15 protein-coding genes and 4 pseudogenes are annotated in these 17,077 nt (G+C 67.7%); 8 read left to right on the top strand and 11 right to left on the bottom strand.

Annotation, left to right across the window (positions count from 1 at the left end):
• Positions 1–186: 186 nt before the first annotated feature.
• Positions 187–1,161, top strand: coding sequence for an L-threonylcarbamoyladenylate synthase (locus ACIBN2_RS27960; protein ID WP_399138302.1), 975 nt, complete (start codon positions 187–189; stop codon positions 1,159–1,161).
• 105 nt (positions 1,162–1,266) lie between these two features.
• On the opposite strand, the pseudogene ACIBN2_RS27955 reads toward ACIBN2_RS27960, so the two are convergent.
• From ACIBN2_RS27955 to ACIBN2_RS27925, 7 genes and pseudogenes are all read right to left on the bottom strand, one after another.
• Positions 1,267–1,359: pseudogene (locus tag ACIBN2_RS27955) on the bottom strand (carbonic anhydrase); the annotation flags it as partial.
• Positions 1,360–1,937: 578 nt separating this feature from the next.
• Complete coding sequence (locus ACIBN2_RS27950) at positions 1,938–2,594, bottom strand: TetR/AcrR family transcriptional regulator (RefSeq protein ID WP_399138300.1); 657 nt, start codon at positions 2,592–2,594, stop codon at positions 1,938–1,940.
• A 183-nt stretch (positions 2,595–2,777) separates the two neighbouring features.
• Positions 2,778–3,983, bottom strand: a complete 1,206-nt coding sequence (locus ACIBN2_RS27945) for a cytochrome P450 (protein ID WP_399138299.1) — start codon at positions 3,981–3,983, stop codon at positions 2,778–2,780.
• Positions 3,984–4,522: 539 nt separating this feature from the next.
• Positions 4,523–4,999: a hypothetical protein gene (locus tag ACIBN2_RS27940; protein ID WP_399138297.1), complete on the bottom strand. Its 477-nt coding sequence runs from the start codon at positions 4,997–4,999 to the stop codon at positions 4,523–4,525.
• Between the two features lie 83 nt (positions 5,000–5,082).
• Entirely contained in the window at positions 5,083–5,481 is a 399-nt protein-coding gene (locus ACIBN2_RS27935; protein WP_399138295.1) for a hypothetical protein, read from the bottom strand.
• A 247-nt stretch (positions 5,482–5,728) separates the two neighbouring features.
• Positions 5,729–6,325: an NADPH-dependent F420 reductase gene (locus tag ACIBN2_RS27930; RefSeq protein ID WP_399138293.1), complete on the bottom strand. Its 597-nt coding sequence runs from the start codon at positions 6,323–6,325 to the stop codon at positions 5,729–5,731.
• A 42-nt stretch (positions 6,326–6,367) separates the two neighbouring features.
• Positions 6,368–7,186 (bottom strand): 3'(2'),5'-bisphosphate nucleotidase CysQ, encoded by an 819-nt coding sequence (locus tag ACIBN2_RS27925; RefSeq protein WP_399138291.1) that lies wholly within the window; start codon positions 7,184–7,186, stop codon positions 6,368–6,370.
• A 136-nt stretch (positions 7,187–7,322) separates the two neighbouring features.
• Here ACIBN2_RS27925 and ACIBN2_RS27920 point away from each other — a divergent pair.
• The 5 genes and pseudogenes from ACIBN2_RS27920 to ACIBN2_RS27900 all read left to right on the top strand — a co-directional run.
• A pseudogene (locus ACIBN2_RS27920) lies at positions 7,323–7,543 on the top strand (LysR family transcriptional regulator); the annotation flags it as partial.
• Between the two features lie 235 nt (positions 7,544–7,778).
• Positions 7,779–8,222, top strand: coding sequence for a hypothetical protein (locus ACIBN2_RS27915; RefSeq protein ID WP_399138289.1), 444 nt, complete (start codon positions 7,779–7,781; stop codon positions 8,220–8,222).
• 235 nt (positions 8,223–8,457) lie between these two features.
• Positions 8,458–10,062, top strand: a pseudogene (gene istA / locus ACIBN2_RS27910) (IS21 family transposase).
• Positions 10,059–10,682, top strand: coding sequence for an ATP-binding protein (locus ACIBN2_RS27905; RefSeq protein WP_399138287.1), 624 nt, complete (start codon positions 10,059–10,061; stop codon positions 10,680–10,682). The pseudogene istA and the gene ACIBN2_RS27905 overlap by 4 nt, the downstream one beginning before the upstream one ends.
• A gap of 53 nt (positions 10,683–10,735) precedes the next feature.
• Positions 10,736–11,242, top strand: a complete 507-nt coding sequence (locus ACIBN2_RS27900; RefSeq protein ID WP_399138285.1) for a hypothetical protein — start codon at positions 10,736–10,738, stop codon at positions 11,240–11,242.
• Between the two features lie 295 nt (positions 11,243–11,537).
• Here ACIBN2_RS27900 and ACIBN2_RS27895 read toward each other — a convergent pair whose 3' ends face one another.
• Positions 11,538–12,284, bottom strand: coding sequence for a TetR/AcrR family transcriptional regulator (locus tag ACIBN2_RS27895; RefSeq protein ID WP_399138283.1), 747 nt, complete (start codon positions 12,282–12,284; stop codon positions 11,538–11,540).
• A gap of 72 nt (positions 12,285–12,356) precedes the next feature.
• Between ACIBN2_RS27895 and ACIBN2_RS27890 the strand changes: the two genes are divergently transcribed.
• Together ACIBN2_RS27890 and ACIBN2_RS27885 are read left to right on the top strand one after the other, a co-directional pair.
• Positions 12,357–13,844: a hypothetical protein gene (locus tag ACIBN2_RS27890; RefSeq protein WP_399138281.1), complete on the top strand. Its 1,488-nt coding sequence runs from the start codon at positions 12,357–12,359 to the stop codon at positions 13,842–13,844.
• 13 nt (positions 13,845–13,857) lie between these two features.
• Positions 13,858–14,868, top strand: a complete 1,011-nt coding sequence (locus tag ACIBN2_RS27885) for an aldo/keto reductase (RefSeq protein ID WP_399138280.1) — start codon at positions 13,858–13,860, stop codon at positions 14,866–14,868.
• Between the two features lie 637 nt (positions 14,869–15,505).
• Here ACIBN2_RS27885 and ACIBN2_RS27880 read toward each other — a convergent pair.
• From ACIBN2_RS27880 to ACIBN2_RS27870, 3 genes and pseudogenes are all read right to left on the bottom strand, one after another.
• Positions 15,506–15,742, bottom strand: a pseudogene (locus ACIBN2_RS27880) (DUF6193 family natural product biosynthesis protein); the annotation flags it as partial.
• 33 nt (positions 15,743–15,775) lie between these two features.
• Positions 15,776–16,090, bottom strand: a complete 315-nt coding sequence (locus tag ACIBN2_RS27875; RefSeq protein WP_399138278.1) for a hypothetical protein — start codon at positions 16,088–16,090, stop codon at positions 15,776–15,778.
• Positions 16,091–16,348: 258 nt separating this feature from the next.
• Positions 16,349–16,894 carry a TerD family protein gene (locus ACIBN2_RS27870; RefSeq protein ID WP_399138965.1) on the bottom strand — a complete coding sequence of 182 codons (546 nt, stop codon included), beginning with the start codon at positions 16,892–16,894 and terminating at the stop codon, positions 16,349–16,351.
• Positions 16,895–17,077 lie beyond the last annotated feature (183 nt).

The raw sequence follows: 17,077 nt of genomic DNA, 5'->3' as shown, positions 1-17,077 counted from the left end.
CGGCGGTGACAGCGGCTGCGGGCGCGGGCGCCCATGACGGCCTGTCGCGTGGTGATTCGGTGGGGGGGGGGGGAGGACGCCTTTAACTGTTGCCAGCGGCGGTAGACGTGCCGTTCTGCCTCCTGGACGGCGATGAAGGCAGCGGCTGCACCTCTGCGGCTGCAGCGGGTGCCTAGGATTGCGAAGGTGACGGTAACGACCAGTGACATTGAGAAGGCGGCCGAGGTGCTGCGCGCCGGGGGTCTGGTGGCTCTGCCGACCGAGACCGTCTACGGTCTGGGCGCCAACGCAGAGGACCCTGCTGCGGTCGCGCGCATCTTCCAGGTCAAGGGGCGCCCGCCCTCCCACCCGCTGATCGTCCACATCGGTGACGCGAAACAGCTGGATGACTGGGTCGAGGAGGTGCCCACGACGGCGCGTCTACTGGCCGAGCACTTCTGGCCCGGGCCGCTCACGCTGGTCCTGCGGCGCGGCCGACGGGTGCCCCTCGAAGCAACCGGCGGCCTTCAGACGGTGGCCATGCGCGTGCCTGACCACCCCGTCGCCCACGCGCTGCTGTCGGCCTTCGGCGGCGGTGTCACAGCTCCGTCCGCCAACCGCTTCGGCTCGGTCAGCCCCACCACAGCGGACCACGTCCGGGCGGAGCTTGGTGATGCCGTCGAGTTCGTGCTGGACGGTGGCGCCTGCACGGTCGGCGTCGAGTCGACCATCGTCGACGCCACGGGTGAGATCCCGAGCATCCTGCGGCCGGGCGGGGTGACGCGTGAAGACCTCGAAGCGGTGCTGGGGTACTCGATCGCGGTGTCCTCCGCGAGCCGTGTCCGGGTGCCGGGCCAGCACCCGTCGCACTACGCGCCGCGCGCTCGGGTCGTCCTCGTCGAACCGGAGAAGGTCGTCATCGAAGCGGAACAGGCGCAGGAGTTGGGGCACCAGGTGGGTGTCCTTCTTCCCACCTCCATCGCCGGCGCTGCGGTGAAGGCGCACGCTGTGGTGGCGGTCCCTCCTTCGGTGGCCGCCTACGCGCACGGGCTGTTCGGGATCCTGCGCGAGTTCGACCAGCGGGGCTGCGACCTCATCGTCGCGTCTCTGCCGATGGAGGAGGGGCTAGGACTGGCGATCGCCAACCGGCTGCGCCGCGCCGCAGGGCCTCGGCCCTCCTAGGGCCGTGTGCACTGTTCCCGGAAGCAGGGATTGGTGACGGATTCCGGCCGGGCTCTCACCCCTTTGGCACGCGGGGCATCACGTTGAGCAGCCACGACTGGGACATCAGGGGGCTGTGGCGGTCGCCGCGTCAAGGCCGCGGGCCGCGACGAGCTGCGCGCTGCCGTCGGCCAGGCGGTAGGACAGACTCCCAGCCACACTGTCCTTGGCGGCGGCCGGGCCATCGTCGTGGACCAGCCCTTCACCAACCGGGGCCGTTTGGAGCCGACATGCCGGGGCCGCTGAACAACGTCACAGCCAGTCGACGGCCTTCTGGAATGGCAGGAACCAGAATTGAAAGGCGGCGTGGTGTGATGCACTGAACTCATTGGCTCGGGCGTCCAAGTTGGCGGTGGCTATGCGGGCATGAGGGTTCATTAGCACCATCTTGTTGGAGGGCGCGCGACAGCGTGAGTTGTCCCGTGGCCGCCCCGGATGGGGATCGGCCACAGTGTGACCTCTTCAGGAGAATGACTCATGAGGGGGCGTTCCAGCACGCGCGTGGCTCATCTGCAGGAACGGCGGCTGCCTCGCTGGGTGCGGCCGCCGTGCCGACGTGATTGCCGCTGAGGGTGCCATGCCTGCTCCGGGCGACCCGTGCCATCGCCTCGAGTGGCCGGTGCAAGGAGTGCCGAGTCGGCCGTGGGGGCTGGCTGGTGATGCCGAACGCGCCGCTGTCGTCGTACGGGGCAAGCCGCTTCCGGGAGGTGAGGGGGACGATCTACCGCGCGGCTCTTTCAACGCCGCCGGTGCGGGCCGAGCACGTGGAGCACGGTGCCGAGCTGGGCGGAGGTCAGGGGCGGCACGGGCAGGGCGGACGCGGCCGGATTGGCGCGGAAACCGTCGAGAAGCAAGGCAAGCGGGCGGGTCCATGCGTCGGGGGCGACGGTGCTCAGTGCAGGCACGACTCGGCCCAGCGCCGCCAGGGCGACGAGGACGTCCTCGGTGGTGAGATTCGGACGGACGGTGCCCTGCTCCTGACCGCGGCGGAGCAGGTCCGCGATGGTCTCGCGGTTATGGGCGTGGATGGCGTCCAGAGAGGTCACGCTTTCCAGGCTCGTGGTCATGAGGTCGTTGGTGCCGCGGTCTGCGGCAAGCGTGGCGAACACGGTGTGCAGGTATCGCGTCAGCCCTGTCCAGGCGTCCTCGGCAGTGCGTGCTTGTGTGCCGGCGGCCATGGTCTCCGTGAGAGCATCCCGGAAGACCTCGTCCACGAGCGCGGCGCGGGTCGGAAAGTGGCGATAGAGGGTCGCGTTGCCGATACCCGCGCGCCGAGCGATGACGTCGAGCGGAGCGTCCAATCCCTGTTCGGCGAATACCTCACGGGCCGTCTGTGTCAGCAGCTTCCGGTTGCGCAGCGCGTCGCGGCGCCCCGTCGGCGCTTGGCCGCCCATCGTGTCTCCTTCCTGATGGTCTCACCCCCGTATCGCAGAGCGCTCCCTGGTACGGATGCTACCGACGATCGAGCAAGCAGGAATCCTCCCTCTGCGCAGTCCCTGTGGGCATGAGGCCCACCAGCGCCGAAAGCGATGCTCGGTGTACAGATCGGCGTTCGCACTCGGCGGCGGGGGCCGTGTCTACCAGCGCACCGGCAGCTCTCGCAGGCTCCGCATGAGACTGGGGCGCCATCGCGGTGTGCCGTCACCGTCGAAGGCCAGGCAGGGGAAACGGTCCAGCAGGATACGCAGGGCCAGGGTCGCCTCCAGCCGTGCCAGCGGGGCGCCCAGGCAGTGGTGCAGGCCGTACCCGAAGGCGAGGTGAGCACGGGTCGCGGTCGGATCACGGCGGATGTCGAACCGGTCGGGGGCAGGGAAGCGCGCGGGGTCGCGGTTCGCGGCGGCGATAGAGAGCACGACACGTGCGCCCGCCGGGATCCGGGCGCCGCCGAGAGTGATCGGTTCAGCGGCGTAGCGGTAGGTGCCCGCTGGTGCGGGCGACTCGAAGCGGAGCGTCTCCTCCACGGCGCCCTTGAGCAACTCGGGGTCGGTACGGAGGGCGGCGAGCTTCCCGGGGTGGCCGAGCAGCAGGTGGACGGCGTTGGCGATGAGGTTGACGGTGGTCTCGTGCCCTGCGACGAGCAGCAGGAAGGCCATTCCGAGCAGTTCCTCCGGGCTGAGCCGGTCGCCGCCGTCTCCGTCGTGGGTGCGGACCAGGGCGTGCAGCAGATCGCTGTCCGCGGCGTCCCGAAACCGCCGCTTCTCCTCCGCCAGCCCCGCGAGGTACGCGGCCATCTCCTGGCTGGCGCGGGCTGACTGCACCGCGTCGTCGAGGGCGACGACCTTCGTGGACCACGCCCGGAAGGCATCCCGGTCCACGTCCGGCACGCCGAGCAGCTCGCAGATGATGGTGAGCGGCAACGGATAGGCGTATGCGGCCACAAGGTCGGCACGGCCGTCGGCGGCCACGGCGTCCAGAAGCACACCGGCCGCCTCCTCAACGCGGGGCCGCAGCGCCTGGACGCGGCGGGCGGTGAACTCGCGGGCCACCAGCGTCCGCAGCCGGGTGTGATCGGGCGGGTCGACCTGGAGCATGCTGCGGCCCACGGAGTACAGCCCGTCGTCCTCGAAGTCGGCAGAGTGCCGTACGTCATTGCGCAGCCTGGAGTCGGCGAACGCGACACGCACTTCCTCGTGCCCGACCACCAGCCATGACTCGTCCCCGGTGGGGAAACGCACGTGGTGGACGGAGCCGTGGGAGCGCAGCGAGGTGAAGGCGGAGTAGGGGTCGGCGGTGAAGTCGTCGGTGAGCTCGGCGAGTTGGACGGTAGGGCGCTGCGTGTGCATCGGCGGCTCCTGGAAAGAAGTGGGGACCATCCCCCGTTTTGAAGTCGCGACCGTAGCACGAATCGGGGAGTGGTCCTCGTTTCCTTCTTCGAGAGCGAGGCAAAGGCGCACATGGCACGCGTGGGGCTCCGCATAGAGGAGCGTCCGGCGTTCGTCCAGTCCGGGCACTGCATCTCGGCCTATTCCAGGCCGTCTCTGCTTTCCTCCACGCTTCGGACCTTGCTGTTCCGCCGCCGTCAGGGCACGGGACCAGGCGCAGAGGGATCAGCGGGGATGCCCGGATATCCGCGTGGGACGGCGGCGTGCGGGCGGTCTCGATGCTCCTGCTCTTGGACTCGTGTCAACAGGTGCGTGCGGCCGGTTCACGCTTGGTGATCCCGGCGTCCAGACGGATCTCCAGCAGGCGTGCCGCGAGCGATGCGCGCGCCTGCGGGACGCTGGACGACGGGTGCGGGGACATGGGCCGACCCCAGCCAGAGCCTGAACGGCCGGTGCTACGGCTGTTCGGCGGCCGTTGGTGGTGCCACGGGCTCCGGGTCTCAGCACTTGTTGTTGTACAGGTACGCGCCATCTCGGCGGTGTCGACCGGGGGGCGTGACGGTGACGTCGAGGAGACCTGCTACGGGCTCGGTGCCTTCTTCGTCCATGGTGTCGCAGATGCTCTGCTGGGTGTCTGCGTCGAGCGAGTCCCATGCTTCGTCGTAGAGGACCTGGTCGGCGGCGTCGTCCAGGATCTCGTCCTTGTGTCCAGCGAGCACTTCGCCGACAGCGTCGGTGTACTCGCTCTCGCTGAGGCCTTGGCGCGCTGGCTCGTCGGACGCGTCGTGGACGTTGTCGGCGTTGTAGTTCTCCTCGAGGAGAGCCTCGCAGTCGTCGATCGTGTGCTCCGGCTCACTGCTGTTTGTGGTGGTGGTTGTGGCGGGGGCCGGCGTGGCGGCGGCCCTTCTGTCGCTGGAGCAACCGGTGACAGCGCCGAGGGCTATCAGGGCTGTGAGGACAAGGGCGGTGCGCCGCAACGGTTTCTGCCTGGGATATGCGCGGTGAGAAGCGGCGCGTGGCCCCGCCGGCGGGGGCGGGCGGGCCACGGAGCGGTGTCGCGTCAGTCCCAGCCGCCGAGCAGGCCTGAACTCAGCTGAGCATCACAGATGTTGTAACCGCCCGCAGCGTGGCCCTTCTTAGTGTGGCCGTCGACGGTGACAGAGCAGTTGATGTCCCCAGAACCCTGCAGCTGCGCGTTCACGTTGTAGTAGAGCGCGTCCTTGTTGAGAGGCAGGGTGGCCTCGAACTTGCCGTTCTTGAAGGTGCCTTTACGGGTGTCGGAGTCGGACCCGTAGTTGATGTCCAGGCCACCGAGCGCGCCGGCGGGGGCGGTACCCCACACCTTGAAGGTGACGACCTTCTTCGCAGGCTTCGTCTCGGCCTTCGTGCCGCTGCTCTTCGCCGTGCCGGCTACGGCGGGCTTTTGCCCCTTCGGGGTGGAGGACGTGGCGGTGCGCACGCACGCGCACTTGGACCGGCGAGTGTGAGGCCGGTGGGGTCTGCCCGCCGCGGGTGTCGGCGGGCCGATTCGCGACCAGTTCCGCAAGCGCGTCCGCCATGCGATGGGCCGATTCCTCGCTGCGGGGCCGACGGCCCCAGGTAAGTGTGGCCACGGGTCGCTGTGCGGCCCTGAATCGCTGGCGCTGGCTGCGCTGTCGTATCTGTTGTGGATGTGGGCCCGCCGGGGGCGGTGCATTGTGTGCGGATCAGCGGGCGATCGAGATCGCGAAGGGCGCGAATCCGCTGGACCGGATCACGTGCGGTACGAACAGTATCGTGGCCTCCGTGGCGCGGGCCGTGTGGATCCCGCCGAGGTCGGTGATCCACTCCGGTTGCCAGCCGAGGTCGCTGAGCAGTTCACGGACGGTCTGCTTGGCCTGCGGGTCGTCGCCGGAGAGGAACGCGGTTGGTGTCTGGGTGAGCGTGGCCGGCGCGGTCATCACCGGGAAGAGCATGGTGTTGAGGGTCTTGACGACGCGGGTTTCGGGGAGCGCTTCCTGGAGTTGCTCGGCGAGGCTTGAGCCGGGGTAGATCAGGTCGGCGGGCAGTCCGTCCGGTCCGTCGGCGGTGGCGTTGGAGACGTCGACGAGGATCTTGCCGTTCAGTTCCTCGCGCAGGGCGGCTAGCCGCTCCAGCGAGCCTGCTCCCGGGGTGGCGTTGATGACGATCCGGGCTGTCCGGGCGGCGTCGCCGGCGGTGCCCGGCGCGCGGTCCGCCACGGTCACCTCATGCCCGGCCCGGGTGAGGGCTGTGGCCAGGTTGCCGCCGACGCGGCCGTTTCCGAGAACTGCGATCGTGGTCATGATGATGTGGTCCTTCCGAACGGGCAGGTTGTGGTGCGCGGGTCAGCGTGAGAGCGTGGCGACGGCCTGGGCGTGGACGCCGGGCGCGGCGGCCAGGAAGCTCTCGCTCTGCGGGGTCCAGGGGCGGCCCTGGGCGTCGGAGATCTGTCCGCCGGCCTCGGTGACGAGCAGCGCCCCGGGCAGCAGGTCCGCGCGGGCGCCGGCGAACTGCCAGAAGGCGTCGATGCGGCCAGCGGCCACGTTGGTCAGGTGCAGGGTCGCGGGCACGGCGGTGCGCACGACGAGCGCGTCGAAGAGCATCGCGGTGATCGAGGTGCCGACGCGCCGCACGACCTTCTCGTCCTCGTCGGGCCGGGCCTGGCTGGTGGCCACGATGCTCAGGCCGAGGTCCGCAGTCCGGGAGATGTGCAGCGGTCGGCCGTCGAGGTGGGCTCCCGCGCCGGTGAGTGCGGTATAGGTCTCGCCGGTCAACGGCAGGTGGACCGCGGTGAGCACCGGCTGGTTCTCACGCACGAGGGTGGCGGTCACCGCCCACTCCGGCAGGGCGTGCAGGTGGTTGACGTTGCCTTCGGCCGGGTCCACGACCCACCATTCGCCGGGAGGCAGGGCCCCGCCGTCCAGCTCGTCCTCCACCCACCCGGCGTCCGGGCGCAGGGGCGTGAGGCGGGGGCGCAGGATGTCGAGGGCGGTGTCGTCGTTGACGGCGAGCGCGCGCATCAGTTCGTCGCGGCTGTGGTAGCGGACCACCTCGCCGAAGCGCTCGCGCAGCGCGGAGCCGGCCGCGCGCACGGCGATCGCGGTCTGGTCGAGCAGGTCGGCATCGGAGGCGGCGACGTCTGTGGTCTGAAGCGTTTCGGGCATGGTGAACTCCCTTGTGAGTAGCAGGTGATGAGGCCGTCGGGCCGAACTGTGCGCTCTGTTCGGCGCTCTGGTTTCGAAGGTATACAGCCCCATGATTAACTTCAAATGCATGTAAAGCACGGCTAGGATTACTCACATGCAATTGGATTTGAATCTGTTGGCCGCGCTCGACGCGCTGCTGGAGGAGGGAAGTGTGTCCGGGGGGCCGCACGCCTGCACGTCACCGCCCCCGCGATGAGTCGCAGCCTGGGCCGGATCCGGCGCACGACCGGGGATCAGATCCTGGTGCGCACCGGCCGCACGATGACCCCGACGCTGTACGCGATCGCCGTCCGGGAACAGGTGCACGAGCTGATGTCGTGCGCTGGCACGTGTATTTGGTGTCAGCGGTCAGAAAATTCCCCACGATCTGCATGATCAGCGTCAGGTAATTCCCCACCCTCGTGGTCACAGCTCCCCACCGGGGTGCTGACCATCGATGGTGCTGCTGACCGGGCTCGAACGGGCGTGAGAAACCGTCTTGGGAACCCCTGATCACGCCGACGCTGCCGTCTCTTCCGCAGAGGCCCGGGCGCTCGTCTAGGCTGACACGGTGGGGTTTGAGCTGCGAAAACGGTGGGGCGCACAGCCGTTGTGGGCGAGATGGGTTCTCGCGGTGTACTTGATCGGCCTCACTGAGGGCACGGGTTCTCACATCGCAGATCTGGTCCGTGGCGGCATCCACGCCTATGCGTCGTGGCCTCAGGTCCCTCTACAGGTGTTCTTCGTCAGCTTGGTGATTCTCGATCCGCTGGCCGCCGTGCTGGTGGGGCTTGTGCGGCGGGAAGGAATCTGGCTGGCAAATGCCGTGATGGTGATGGACGTCAGCGCGAACTGGTGGGGCAACCGGCACTGGCTGCGGGATGACCCTGCACAGCTCCTCTGGCTGTTGCCCATCACTCTCTTCTGCCTGTTCGTCGTTGCGTTCGCGGTCCCCTTGCATCGCACGGTTGCCGGGGCAGCGAGCAGGCCGCAGGCGGCCCTGCCGTCTGCCTGACGGCTCACGATGCTCAACTGCTGTTGCCGGTCCCAGGGCCACTTGGACCGTTTCCAATATTCCCTGTTTCAGGTTGTTTGATGAACTATTAGGTCTTCCTTGCGAATCCGTCGGGTTCCCCATGGGCATGCCGGTGCCGGGTTGAGGGTCCTGGCCCTCTCGGAGACGTCGCGGTCCCTCGACCTGCGAACCGAGAGGTCGACGGACACACCGGATGGCAAGGAGAACGTTCACCGTGGTCGACGTCGTCGAGATCTACGTGCACTGGGACGCGGGCCGCTCGAGGAGCCAGGTGTCCGCCTCGCTGGGGGTGGACCGCAAGACGGTCAGGAAGTACCTGGCGCCGGCCGAGGGGGCCGGGATCACCCCGGGCGGGCCGCGCATGAGCGAGGCGGACTGAGCCAAGCTGCTCAAGAGCTGGTTCCCGGAGCTGGCCAGCCGGAAGCTGAACCAGGTCAGGTGGGCAGAGATCGAACCGCACCGCGACTATGTCAAGTCCCTGCTGGACACCACGACGGTCACCACGATCCATCAACGGCTGCGGGACGAGGGCAAGTTGAAGGTGTCCTTCTCGACGTTCCGCCGCTGGGTCCACGAGAACCTGCCCGACGAGGCGGTCCGCTCGAAGGTCACGGTGTCGGGACGACGTCGAGCCGGGCTCGGAAGCCCAGATCGACTACGGCTTCCTGGGACAGTGGAACAACCCAACTACCGGTAAACGCCACCGGATCTGGGCGTTCGTGATGGTGCTTCCCGCCTCGCGGCACATGTTCGTCCGCCCGGTGGTCCACATGGACCAGCGCGCCTGGACCCTCGCGCATGCCGAAGCCTTCCGCTTCTTCGGCGGTGTCCCACGGCGCCTGGTCCCGGACAACCTGAAGACCGGGGTGGACAAGCCGGACCTCTACGACCCGCAGATCAACAAGTCGTACGCCGAACTCGCCTCCTACTACGGGACGTTGGTGGACCCGGCCCGCGCATCGAAGTCGAAGGACAAGCCCAGAGTGGAGCGGCCCATGCCCTATGTCCGCGACTCGTTCTGGAGCGGGCGTCAGTTCACCTCGCTCGAACACATGCAGGCCGAGGCCCTGCTCTGGGCAACGAACGTCGCAGGCCAGCGGCAGTGCCGGCCGCTGGGCGGCGCGAAGCCGCTGCCGGTGTTCGAGGCGGTGGAGGCCAAGGCCCTCCTCCCGCTGCCCGAGGCGCCGTTCGTGCTGGCGAGATGGTCAACTGCCTTGGTGGGGCCGGACATTCACGCCAAGGTCGGCCGCACTCTCTACTCGGTTCCCTGGAAACTCATCGGCCGCCGGGTTGAAGTCCGCTCCACCACCACCATGGTCCAGATCTTCAACGAGGACACGCTGGTCAAGACCCACGCCGCCCTGGAACAGGGCAAACGCGCCGACAAGAACGACTACCCGCCCGAGAAGATCGCCTTCCAGATGAGAACGCCGATCTGGTGCCGCGGCCAAGCCTCGCAGGTCGGCGATGCCTGCCGGGAGGTCATCGACCAGCTGCTGGAAGTCAACGCTCTCTACCGGCTGCGCGCGGCCCAGGGAGTCCGCGGACTGCGGAAGAAGTACGGCGACTCCCGGCTGGAAGCCGCATGCAGAAAGGCGATCACGGTCGGCGACCCGACCTACCGCACCGTCAAGGGGATCCTGGTCGCCGGGACCGGGACCGGGACCGAGACCGATCCGGAGCCTGAGCCGGCGACGCCGGCGCCGCGGCCTTCCTGCACGGCCCCGAGGGGCTGTTCGCCGCCACCGTCTCCACCCAGTCGCCCAGTGATGTCCACGACGACCAGGACCGCGGTGACGCCGAGGAGGCCCTGCGATGAGCGTGACGACCACCACCCTGCGCGACTCGCTCAAGACCCTGCGGCTGTCCGGGATGCTCGAAACGCTCGACGCCCGCCTCACCCAGGCTCAGAAAGGCGAACTCGGACACCTCGACTTCCTCCAGGTCCTCTGCCGGGACGAGATCACCCGCCGCGAGTCCGTCGCCCTCGAACGGCGCCTGCGCAGAGCGAAGTTCGAGCAACAGGCCACATTGGAGGGCTTCGACTTCAACGCCTCACCGAAGCTGCCCGCAGCCCAGATCCGTGACCTCGCGGCCCTGCGCTGGCTCCACTCCGGCGAGTCCGTCATTCTGTTCGGCCCCGTCGGCGTCGGGAAGACACACGTCGCCCAGGCCCTCGGCCACCAGGCCGTCCGCCAGGGCGCCAACGCCCGCTTCGCCAAGACCAGCCGGATTCTGACCGAGCTCGCCGGCGGCCACGCAGACCGCACCTGGGACAAGCGCATCCGCGAACTCATCCGCGTCGTGGTTGCTCCTGGTGTCGTTCACCTGACGTACTTCGCCGATAACCAGGGTCGCCAGGTACGGCGAAGCTCTCTGTGGCGTCTGACGGAAACAGGCTGGCGGATGTACTTTCACCAGGGCACTTTGGTCGGCTGAGCTTGAGACTTAACCCGTAGGAGCCTTGGGTGCGTGGCTCGCATACTGGTCCAATGAGTTCGATCTCCACGCACCACCGGTTCCGGGATCCCCGGAGCACGAAATACGACTTCCTCACCTCGGTTCTCGTGCGCTGTCCCGGCTGCGGGAAGGTCGCGCACGTCGGTGCAGCACCAGACCCGTCCGGGGTACACGACCAGGGCCTCTTCGCACCGAGGCGTCTCGTTTGTCGGAGCTGCGGAATGGCGAAGGACTGGAGCCGCGGCGGTGTGGCCTTGCATCGGGACCGGTACGCGCCAGCTACAGACCCGTACTTCGATGTGCATCTCTGGCTGCAGACCGAGACCCGGCACGGGTGGGTGTGGGCCTACAACCTGGAACACCTGGACCTGATCAGACGGTTCGTGCAGGCACCGCTGCGTGAAGGGATTCCCTGGCACGACCGTGGCCGAAGGATGACCGTGGTGGCGCGCCTGCCCGCATGGATGCAGCAGGCCAAGAACCGTGACGAGGTGCTGCGGGGCATCGCCCGCATCCACGCCTCACTGCTGCGCGCCTAACCTTGTCTTCAGCCAGTTCGGCGCGGTTTTGTGCCGACCTTGTGGTGGGCAGGGCGGCTGAATGCCTCGCCGGTGGCGAGGACTCTGCCCTCGTGCGGTGTCGGTCTGGCGGTGCGCGAGTTGGCCAGGCGGATGTGGGCGTCCCGGCCTGCCGACGACCTGCCGGAGTATATGCAGTTCAGGTGTCAGCGGTGGCGTTTTCCTCCGGCCGCAATGCGGGGCTGCGCACGGGGGAGTCGCGGCGCGCCCGGGGTAGGTCCGGTGCGGCACGCTGAGTCGCCAGCGGCGTTGATCATCATGCGGTGGTGGTTCGGTCCTGACCGGCGAGGCGGCTGCGGATGCCGTCGATGATGAAGCCGAGGCTCAGGGTGAATTGCTCGTCCATGGTGGCCCCGGAGGGGGTATTCATCCACGCGGTCAGCGCTGGGTGGCGTCCGCTCTGTGCGGCCAGGTCGCGTGCCGCTGTGATCGCTTCGGTCAGCTGCTCGGGTGTGTGCAGTCCGTAGCGGCGCCGCATTGCTAGTTCTTCAGCCTCCTGCTGCGCGCTGCCGAAGATGTGCCGGTCCAGGAGCGCCACGTAGGTCATGGCGTCTGCGACGGTGGCGCCCTGGCGGATGAGGACCTGGAGCAGGTACTCGGTGCGGCGCATCATGTGCGGGCCCAGCGGGGGGCGTGTGGGGGCCAACTGTGCGTACCACAGGTGGCGTTTGACCATGCTCCAGCTGTCGAGCGCCACCTGGCGCAGGTCGGCGCACCAGTCGGCGCCGGGCTCTTTTGGCAGCGGGATCTCACCGGTGACGCGGTCGAGCATGAGATCGACCAGGCCGTCCTTGCTGAGTACGTAGCGGTAGAGGGCCATGGGTGTGTAGGAGCCGAGTCGCCGCGCTACGGCAGCCATGGTGAGCGCGTCCGTGCCGCCCTCGTCGGCGAGCGCGATGGCGGCACGCACGATGTCGTCCCTCTCCAGGGGGCTGTTGCGGCGCCGGGGGGCGGGCTGAGTCCAGATCAGGGGTGGCAGCGGGCTGTCCGGAGTCTCCTTCACTCCTTGAGTATATAGTCTCCAGCTAGAGTATATGACATATACGTAAGGTGGGTGGGAGCAATGAGGAAAGCGATGAACCTGCAGGCGAGCCACAAGACGGGCACACCAAAGAGCCCGGCCGGGATCCGGCTGGGCATCGTCCGTGGCATCACCTACGGCATGTTCGGCGAGCCCGACAGCTTCGTGCCCGAGAGCCGCAAGCTAGGCGGCGCCCTGGTGCGTGTCTACGTCTACTGGGGACAGGTCGAGCCGGAACCGGGCCGCTTCGACTGGACGGTCGTCGACGCGCTCCTCGACCAGCTCGACCCAGCTGCCGAGACCTGGGTGACGGTCTGCTCCAGCTCCCCATGGGCCACCCGGCAGCCCACCGGCTTCCTGCCCTCCTCCCCGGCCAAGAACGTCGACCAGTACGGGCGGTTCGTAAGGCAACTGGTGGACCGCTGCCAAGGACGCGTGGAGTACTGGCAGTGCAACAACGAGCCCAGCAACACCGGCCTGCTGTGGGCGGGCACCGCCGCGGAGTATGTCGAGCAGCTGACCGTCTTCCACCAGGCCGTGCGCGCCGGCGACCCGGCGGCCGCGGTGGTACTGGGCGGTTGCGGTTACGACGTCCTGGCAAGCGAAGACGGCAGCGCCGCCCGGGAGTTCTTCGACCATGTCCTCGCCCACGGACAGGACGCCTTCGACCTGTTCTCCGTCCACCTCTACGGCGCCCCGCACGCGATTCCGGACCAGGTGGCACAGGTACGCGCGATGATGCGCCGCCACGACTACGAGCGGCCCGTGGTGGCCGGCGAGTACAACGGGCCGACCCTCTTCGAGTTCCCCGAAGCCCAGCAGGCGCTGGAGCAGACGATGATGGCGGCCTTCACCGCCGACAGCGCCGATACACACTCCGCCGCGGCGGGTGAGGAGGAAGCCGCCGAGCCGCCGGACCGCCGGACGATGCGCGCCCTCTACGCTCAGGCGCCCCAGCTTCCGCCGCAGCTTCAGATGTTCCTGGAGGACTGTCCGCCCGAACTGGCGGCCAAGCGGGACCGCATCAACCAGCGCCAGATCGTCACGCGTAACATCCTCGCCCTCGCTGAGGGACTGACCAGAACCGCGTGCTGGAACCTCGCACCGGAAATCCCCAACTACAGCGACCGTTTCAACCTCATGGGCTTCCTCTTCGGCAAGCTCGCGCTCATGGACTACGAAGGCCGGCAGCTGACCCGTCACCGGCCGGCCGCACACACCTTCGCGTTGCTCGCCGACCATCTCCACGGCGCCACCGCGGTCCACCGTCTCGATGCCGGCCATGGCCACGACGGACAGCCGGTGTTCGCCTTCGAGGTGCAGCGCGAGGGACACGACCCGGTGCACGTGCTGTGGACGGGCGGGGACGTCTTCACCGGCGAGGACCAGCCCCCAACTCCTGTGCACTGGCCGTGGCCCCACCCCACCGCCCACGCCGTCGACGCCTACGGCGCACGCCAACGAATCGAGTGCGATGGCACCATGGCACACCTGACGCTCTCGGTCACCCCGCTGTTTGTGTCCACCAGCCCGCACAGCTGAGAGGAGGCACGGCATGCAGTACGCCCGCCTGGGAACATCCGGCCTGACCGTCTCCCGGATCGGGCTGGGCATGATGAGCTACGGCAATCTCTCCCGCCGCGCCTGGCATCTGACCGCCGACCAGGCCCGACCCATCGTCCAGCACGCCGTCACCTGCGGAGTGACCCTCTTCGACACCGCAGACATCTACGATCGCGGCGCCAGTGAGGAGGTCACCGGACGGCTGCTGGCCGAATGCTTCGACGATCGCGACGATTACGTCCTGGCCACCAAGGTCTACTACCCGATGAGCGACAAGCCCTCCGACCGCGGGCTGTCGCGCAAACACATCCTCGCCTCCGTCGATGCGTCCCTGCGACGGCTGGGCACCGACCACATCGACCTCTATCAGATCCACCGGTGGGACTACGACACCCCCATCGAGGAGACGATGGCCGCCCTCGACGCGGTCATCCGGGCCGGGAAAGTGCGCTACATCGGCGCATCGAGCATGTACGCCTGGCAGTTCGCCAAAGCCCAGCACATCGCCGCCCTCAACCGAAGCAGCCAGTTCATCTCCATGCAGAACCACTACAACCTGCTCTACCGCGAAGAAGAACGCGAGATGATCCCCTTCTGCCGCGACCAAGGCGTCGGCCTCCTGCCCTACAGCCCCCTGGCCCGAGGCCTGCTCGTCACAGGCCGGACCCGCGCCGAAACGCACCCCACCACCCGCAGCAGTACCGACCCCCTCGTCGAGCAGCTCTACACCGAAGCCGACCTTGACATCGTCGACACCCTGCACACCCTTGCTCACGAACTCGGCGTGCCTCCGGCGCAACTGGCCATTGCCTGGCTGCTGAACAAGCCCGGCGTCAGCGCGCCGCTGATCGGTGCCACCAAGCTCAACCACCTCCAGGACGCCGTCGCCGCAGTCGACATCACGCTCACCGTGGAACACATTGCACGACTGGAAGCCGGCTACCGACCTCACCCAGTGACCGGGCCCGCCGAGCAGCGAGCACTGGCGCCTCGCCCTTCCTGACGGGTGGCAACCCCTGATCGTCGGCACTTACGCGGTGTGAGCCCATCGGCGGGGCGAACGCAACAGCTGGCGTTCGCCAGGGCAAAGGCAGGAGGGCGAGGCCGTCGATCCGGGACTTTCCAAAGTCGCTGCCACAGGCCGGGCACCCGCTCACGATGCGGTGCCGAGAAAGATTGCGTCCCAGGACCGGGATCGCCAGCTCGGGGTGGATCACCTCGAAGTCGGCGTCACACGCAAAGCACCTGTGGTCCGCGAGTCCGGCGAGCACCACGCCCGCAAGATCGTCCGATGCTGCCACGGCGTCCTCAGAAAGGTCAGGCAGGGTGCCTTCGTTGGGCCACACCGCTACGTAAGGAACATCCGGCCTCGCCCGCCCCAGGGGGACACACAGTAGTGCCGGTCTGAACCTGGCGCCGAACCGCGCGGGGACCTCGGAGATGTGACGCGCAGCCAACGGAAGTGCCTCGTTCGCGAACACACGAAGCTCACCCCAGGGCCCCGAAAACACCCGCACCCGCCAACTCCTCATTACGCTCGTCCAACACCCTGCAGATGCTCGCATACCCGTGCTGCAGCGAGGAGAGGTGCTCGGGAACGGGGGAGGGGGCCACCAGGTGCACCTTCCCCTCTTCCTGCCCTAGCAAGGGGACTCCCGCGGAGTGTGCCGATTCTCCGGACATTTCCCGCGGGTGCGCCAAGCCCTCACGCAGGTCGAAGTCGTCCGTTGGGAGAAGGTGAGCATGGTGGCCGAGAGTTCCGGATACAGTCTGCGCAGCAGCGGGTGCTGGTGAGCTGCCTGCAGCAGGATCCACATCGTCGGCGTGTAGGGATCCGAGTCGGAGTGCGGTGGTTCGAACTCCTGCAGCATGCGCGCCCACGCTGCTTCTGAATCGTTGGAGTCGGTCGGTCAGCACAACGCTGCTCCGTTCACGAAGGTTGTGATGGCCCGGGCGGCCTCGTTTCCGCAGCAATAACGCTGCTCCATCGCCGTCACACGGGTGGCGACGTAACTGTCTCCGACGGTCAGCATTTCATCGACCTTTGCGATGCCGTGCATGTTGAAAGTCATACGGCCGCCGCGGCTGACAACGAGGTCGATCATGTCTTTGACCATGGGCTCGGTCATGACACCTCCGACGGGGACCTTGGACATGGGGTCCTGGAACGTGATCGCGCCTGCACCACGAGCGAACTCGTCCAGAAGGGCATTGTTGGCCGCCACGGATGTTCCTCAGTCCTGGAACGAGGTGGGGCCCGCAGCCGGGTTCCGCATTGTGTACGAGGTCTGCTCGGCCGCTACCACGTAATAGGTGTGCAGACCGTCGATGGTGAGGTTGTAGACCGAGGCTTGCCGGCTGCGGTGTCGGATGGCGGCGATCTGGACCTGGGTGCCGCTGCTGGTCCGCAGCCACTGCGATCTACCGGGACGGCAGGGGGAAACGGATCGCGCGGAGCGAGCAGAAGGGCCAGCGGGCTGAGATCAATGCCGGATGCTGCCCATCTCGGCGGTGAAGTGGACGGGGTCGCTGTCGAACCCTTTGACCAACTCGCGCAGTTCCCATGCTCCGGATGCGCCTCGGGTGAACTCACCGATCGTCGCGGCCGTCGAATCGGCGACCTGAGAGAAGTCGTCTGTCAGCAGCTGCCGGTAGCCTTCGACGACGAGAACTCCGGCGTTGGCGATGTCGCCGAACGTACGATGGCCGCCGTTCTGGTGGATGGCCACGCCCACCACCACTCGTCCGTAGGCGGACGACAGCCGGTCGAACTCCAGGCTCATCACCTCGACGAATCCAAAGCCCATGCCGGTCTCACTGTGTCGGCTCATGTTGATCGTGCCGTCCGGCGACCGGCTCTCGGTGTGCACGACGTACACCGGCCTCCCGTAGGGATCGTCCACCGAGTAGGTCGCGGCAATGATGTCGAGATGCCGGGCCGATTCCCCGAAGGGACTCGGATCCCACTTGAGCTTGACCTCGACCTTGCCCAGCCCCTGGCCCCTACCGCTCACCTTGTCGCTCCCCATCAGGACGTCCGCGAGATCTTCCCGCAAGGTCAAGTATGTGTTCCTGACAGGCTTTTGATGCCTCCTTAGCGGTCTCGCGTGGCGCCCAACCATGCTCGACCGGACAACGTCGCGTACACGCCGCCCCCTCTGTGATCAATCTTTCCGCCATCCGTCCCCAAAGGCCCCGGCACGGTACGGCGG

This window comes from Streptomyces sp. NPDC050534 (genome assembly GCF_044457745.1).
Taxonomy (GTDB): Bacteria; Actinomycetota; Actinomycetes; order Streptomycetales; family Streptomycetaceae; genus Streptomyces.
The sequence above is the reverse complement of the archived record's forward strand: the minus strand, read 5'-3'. Positions and strand labels throughout refer to the sequence as shown.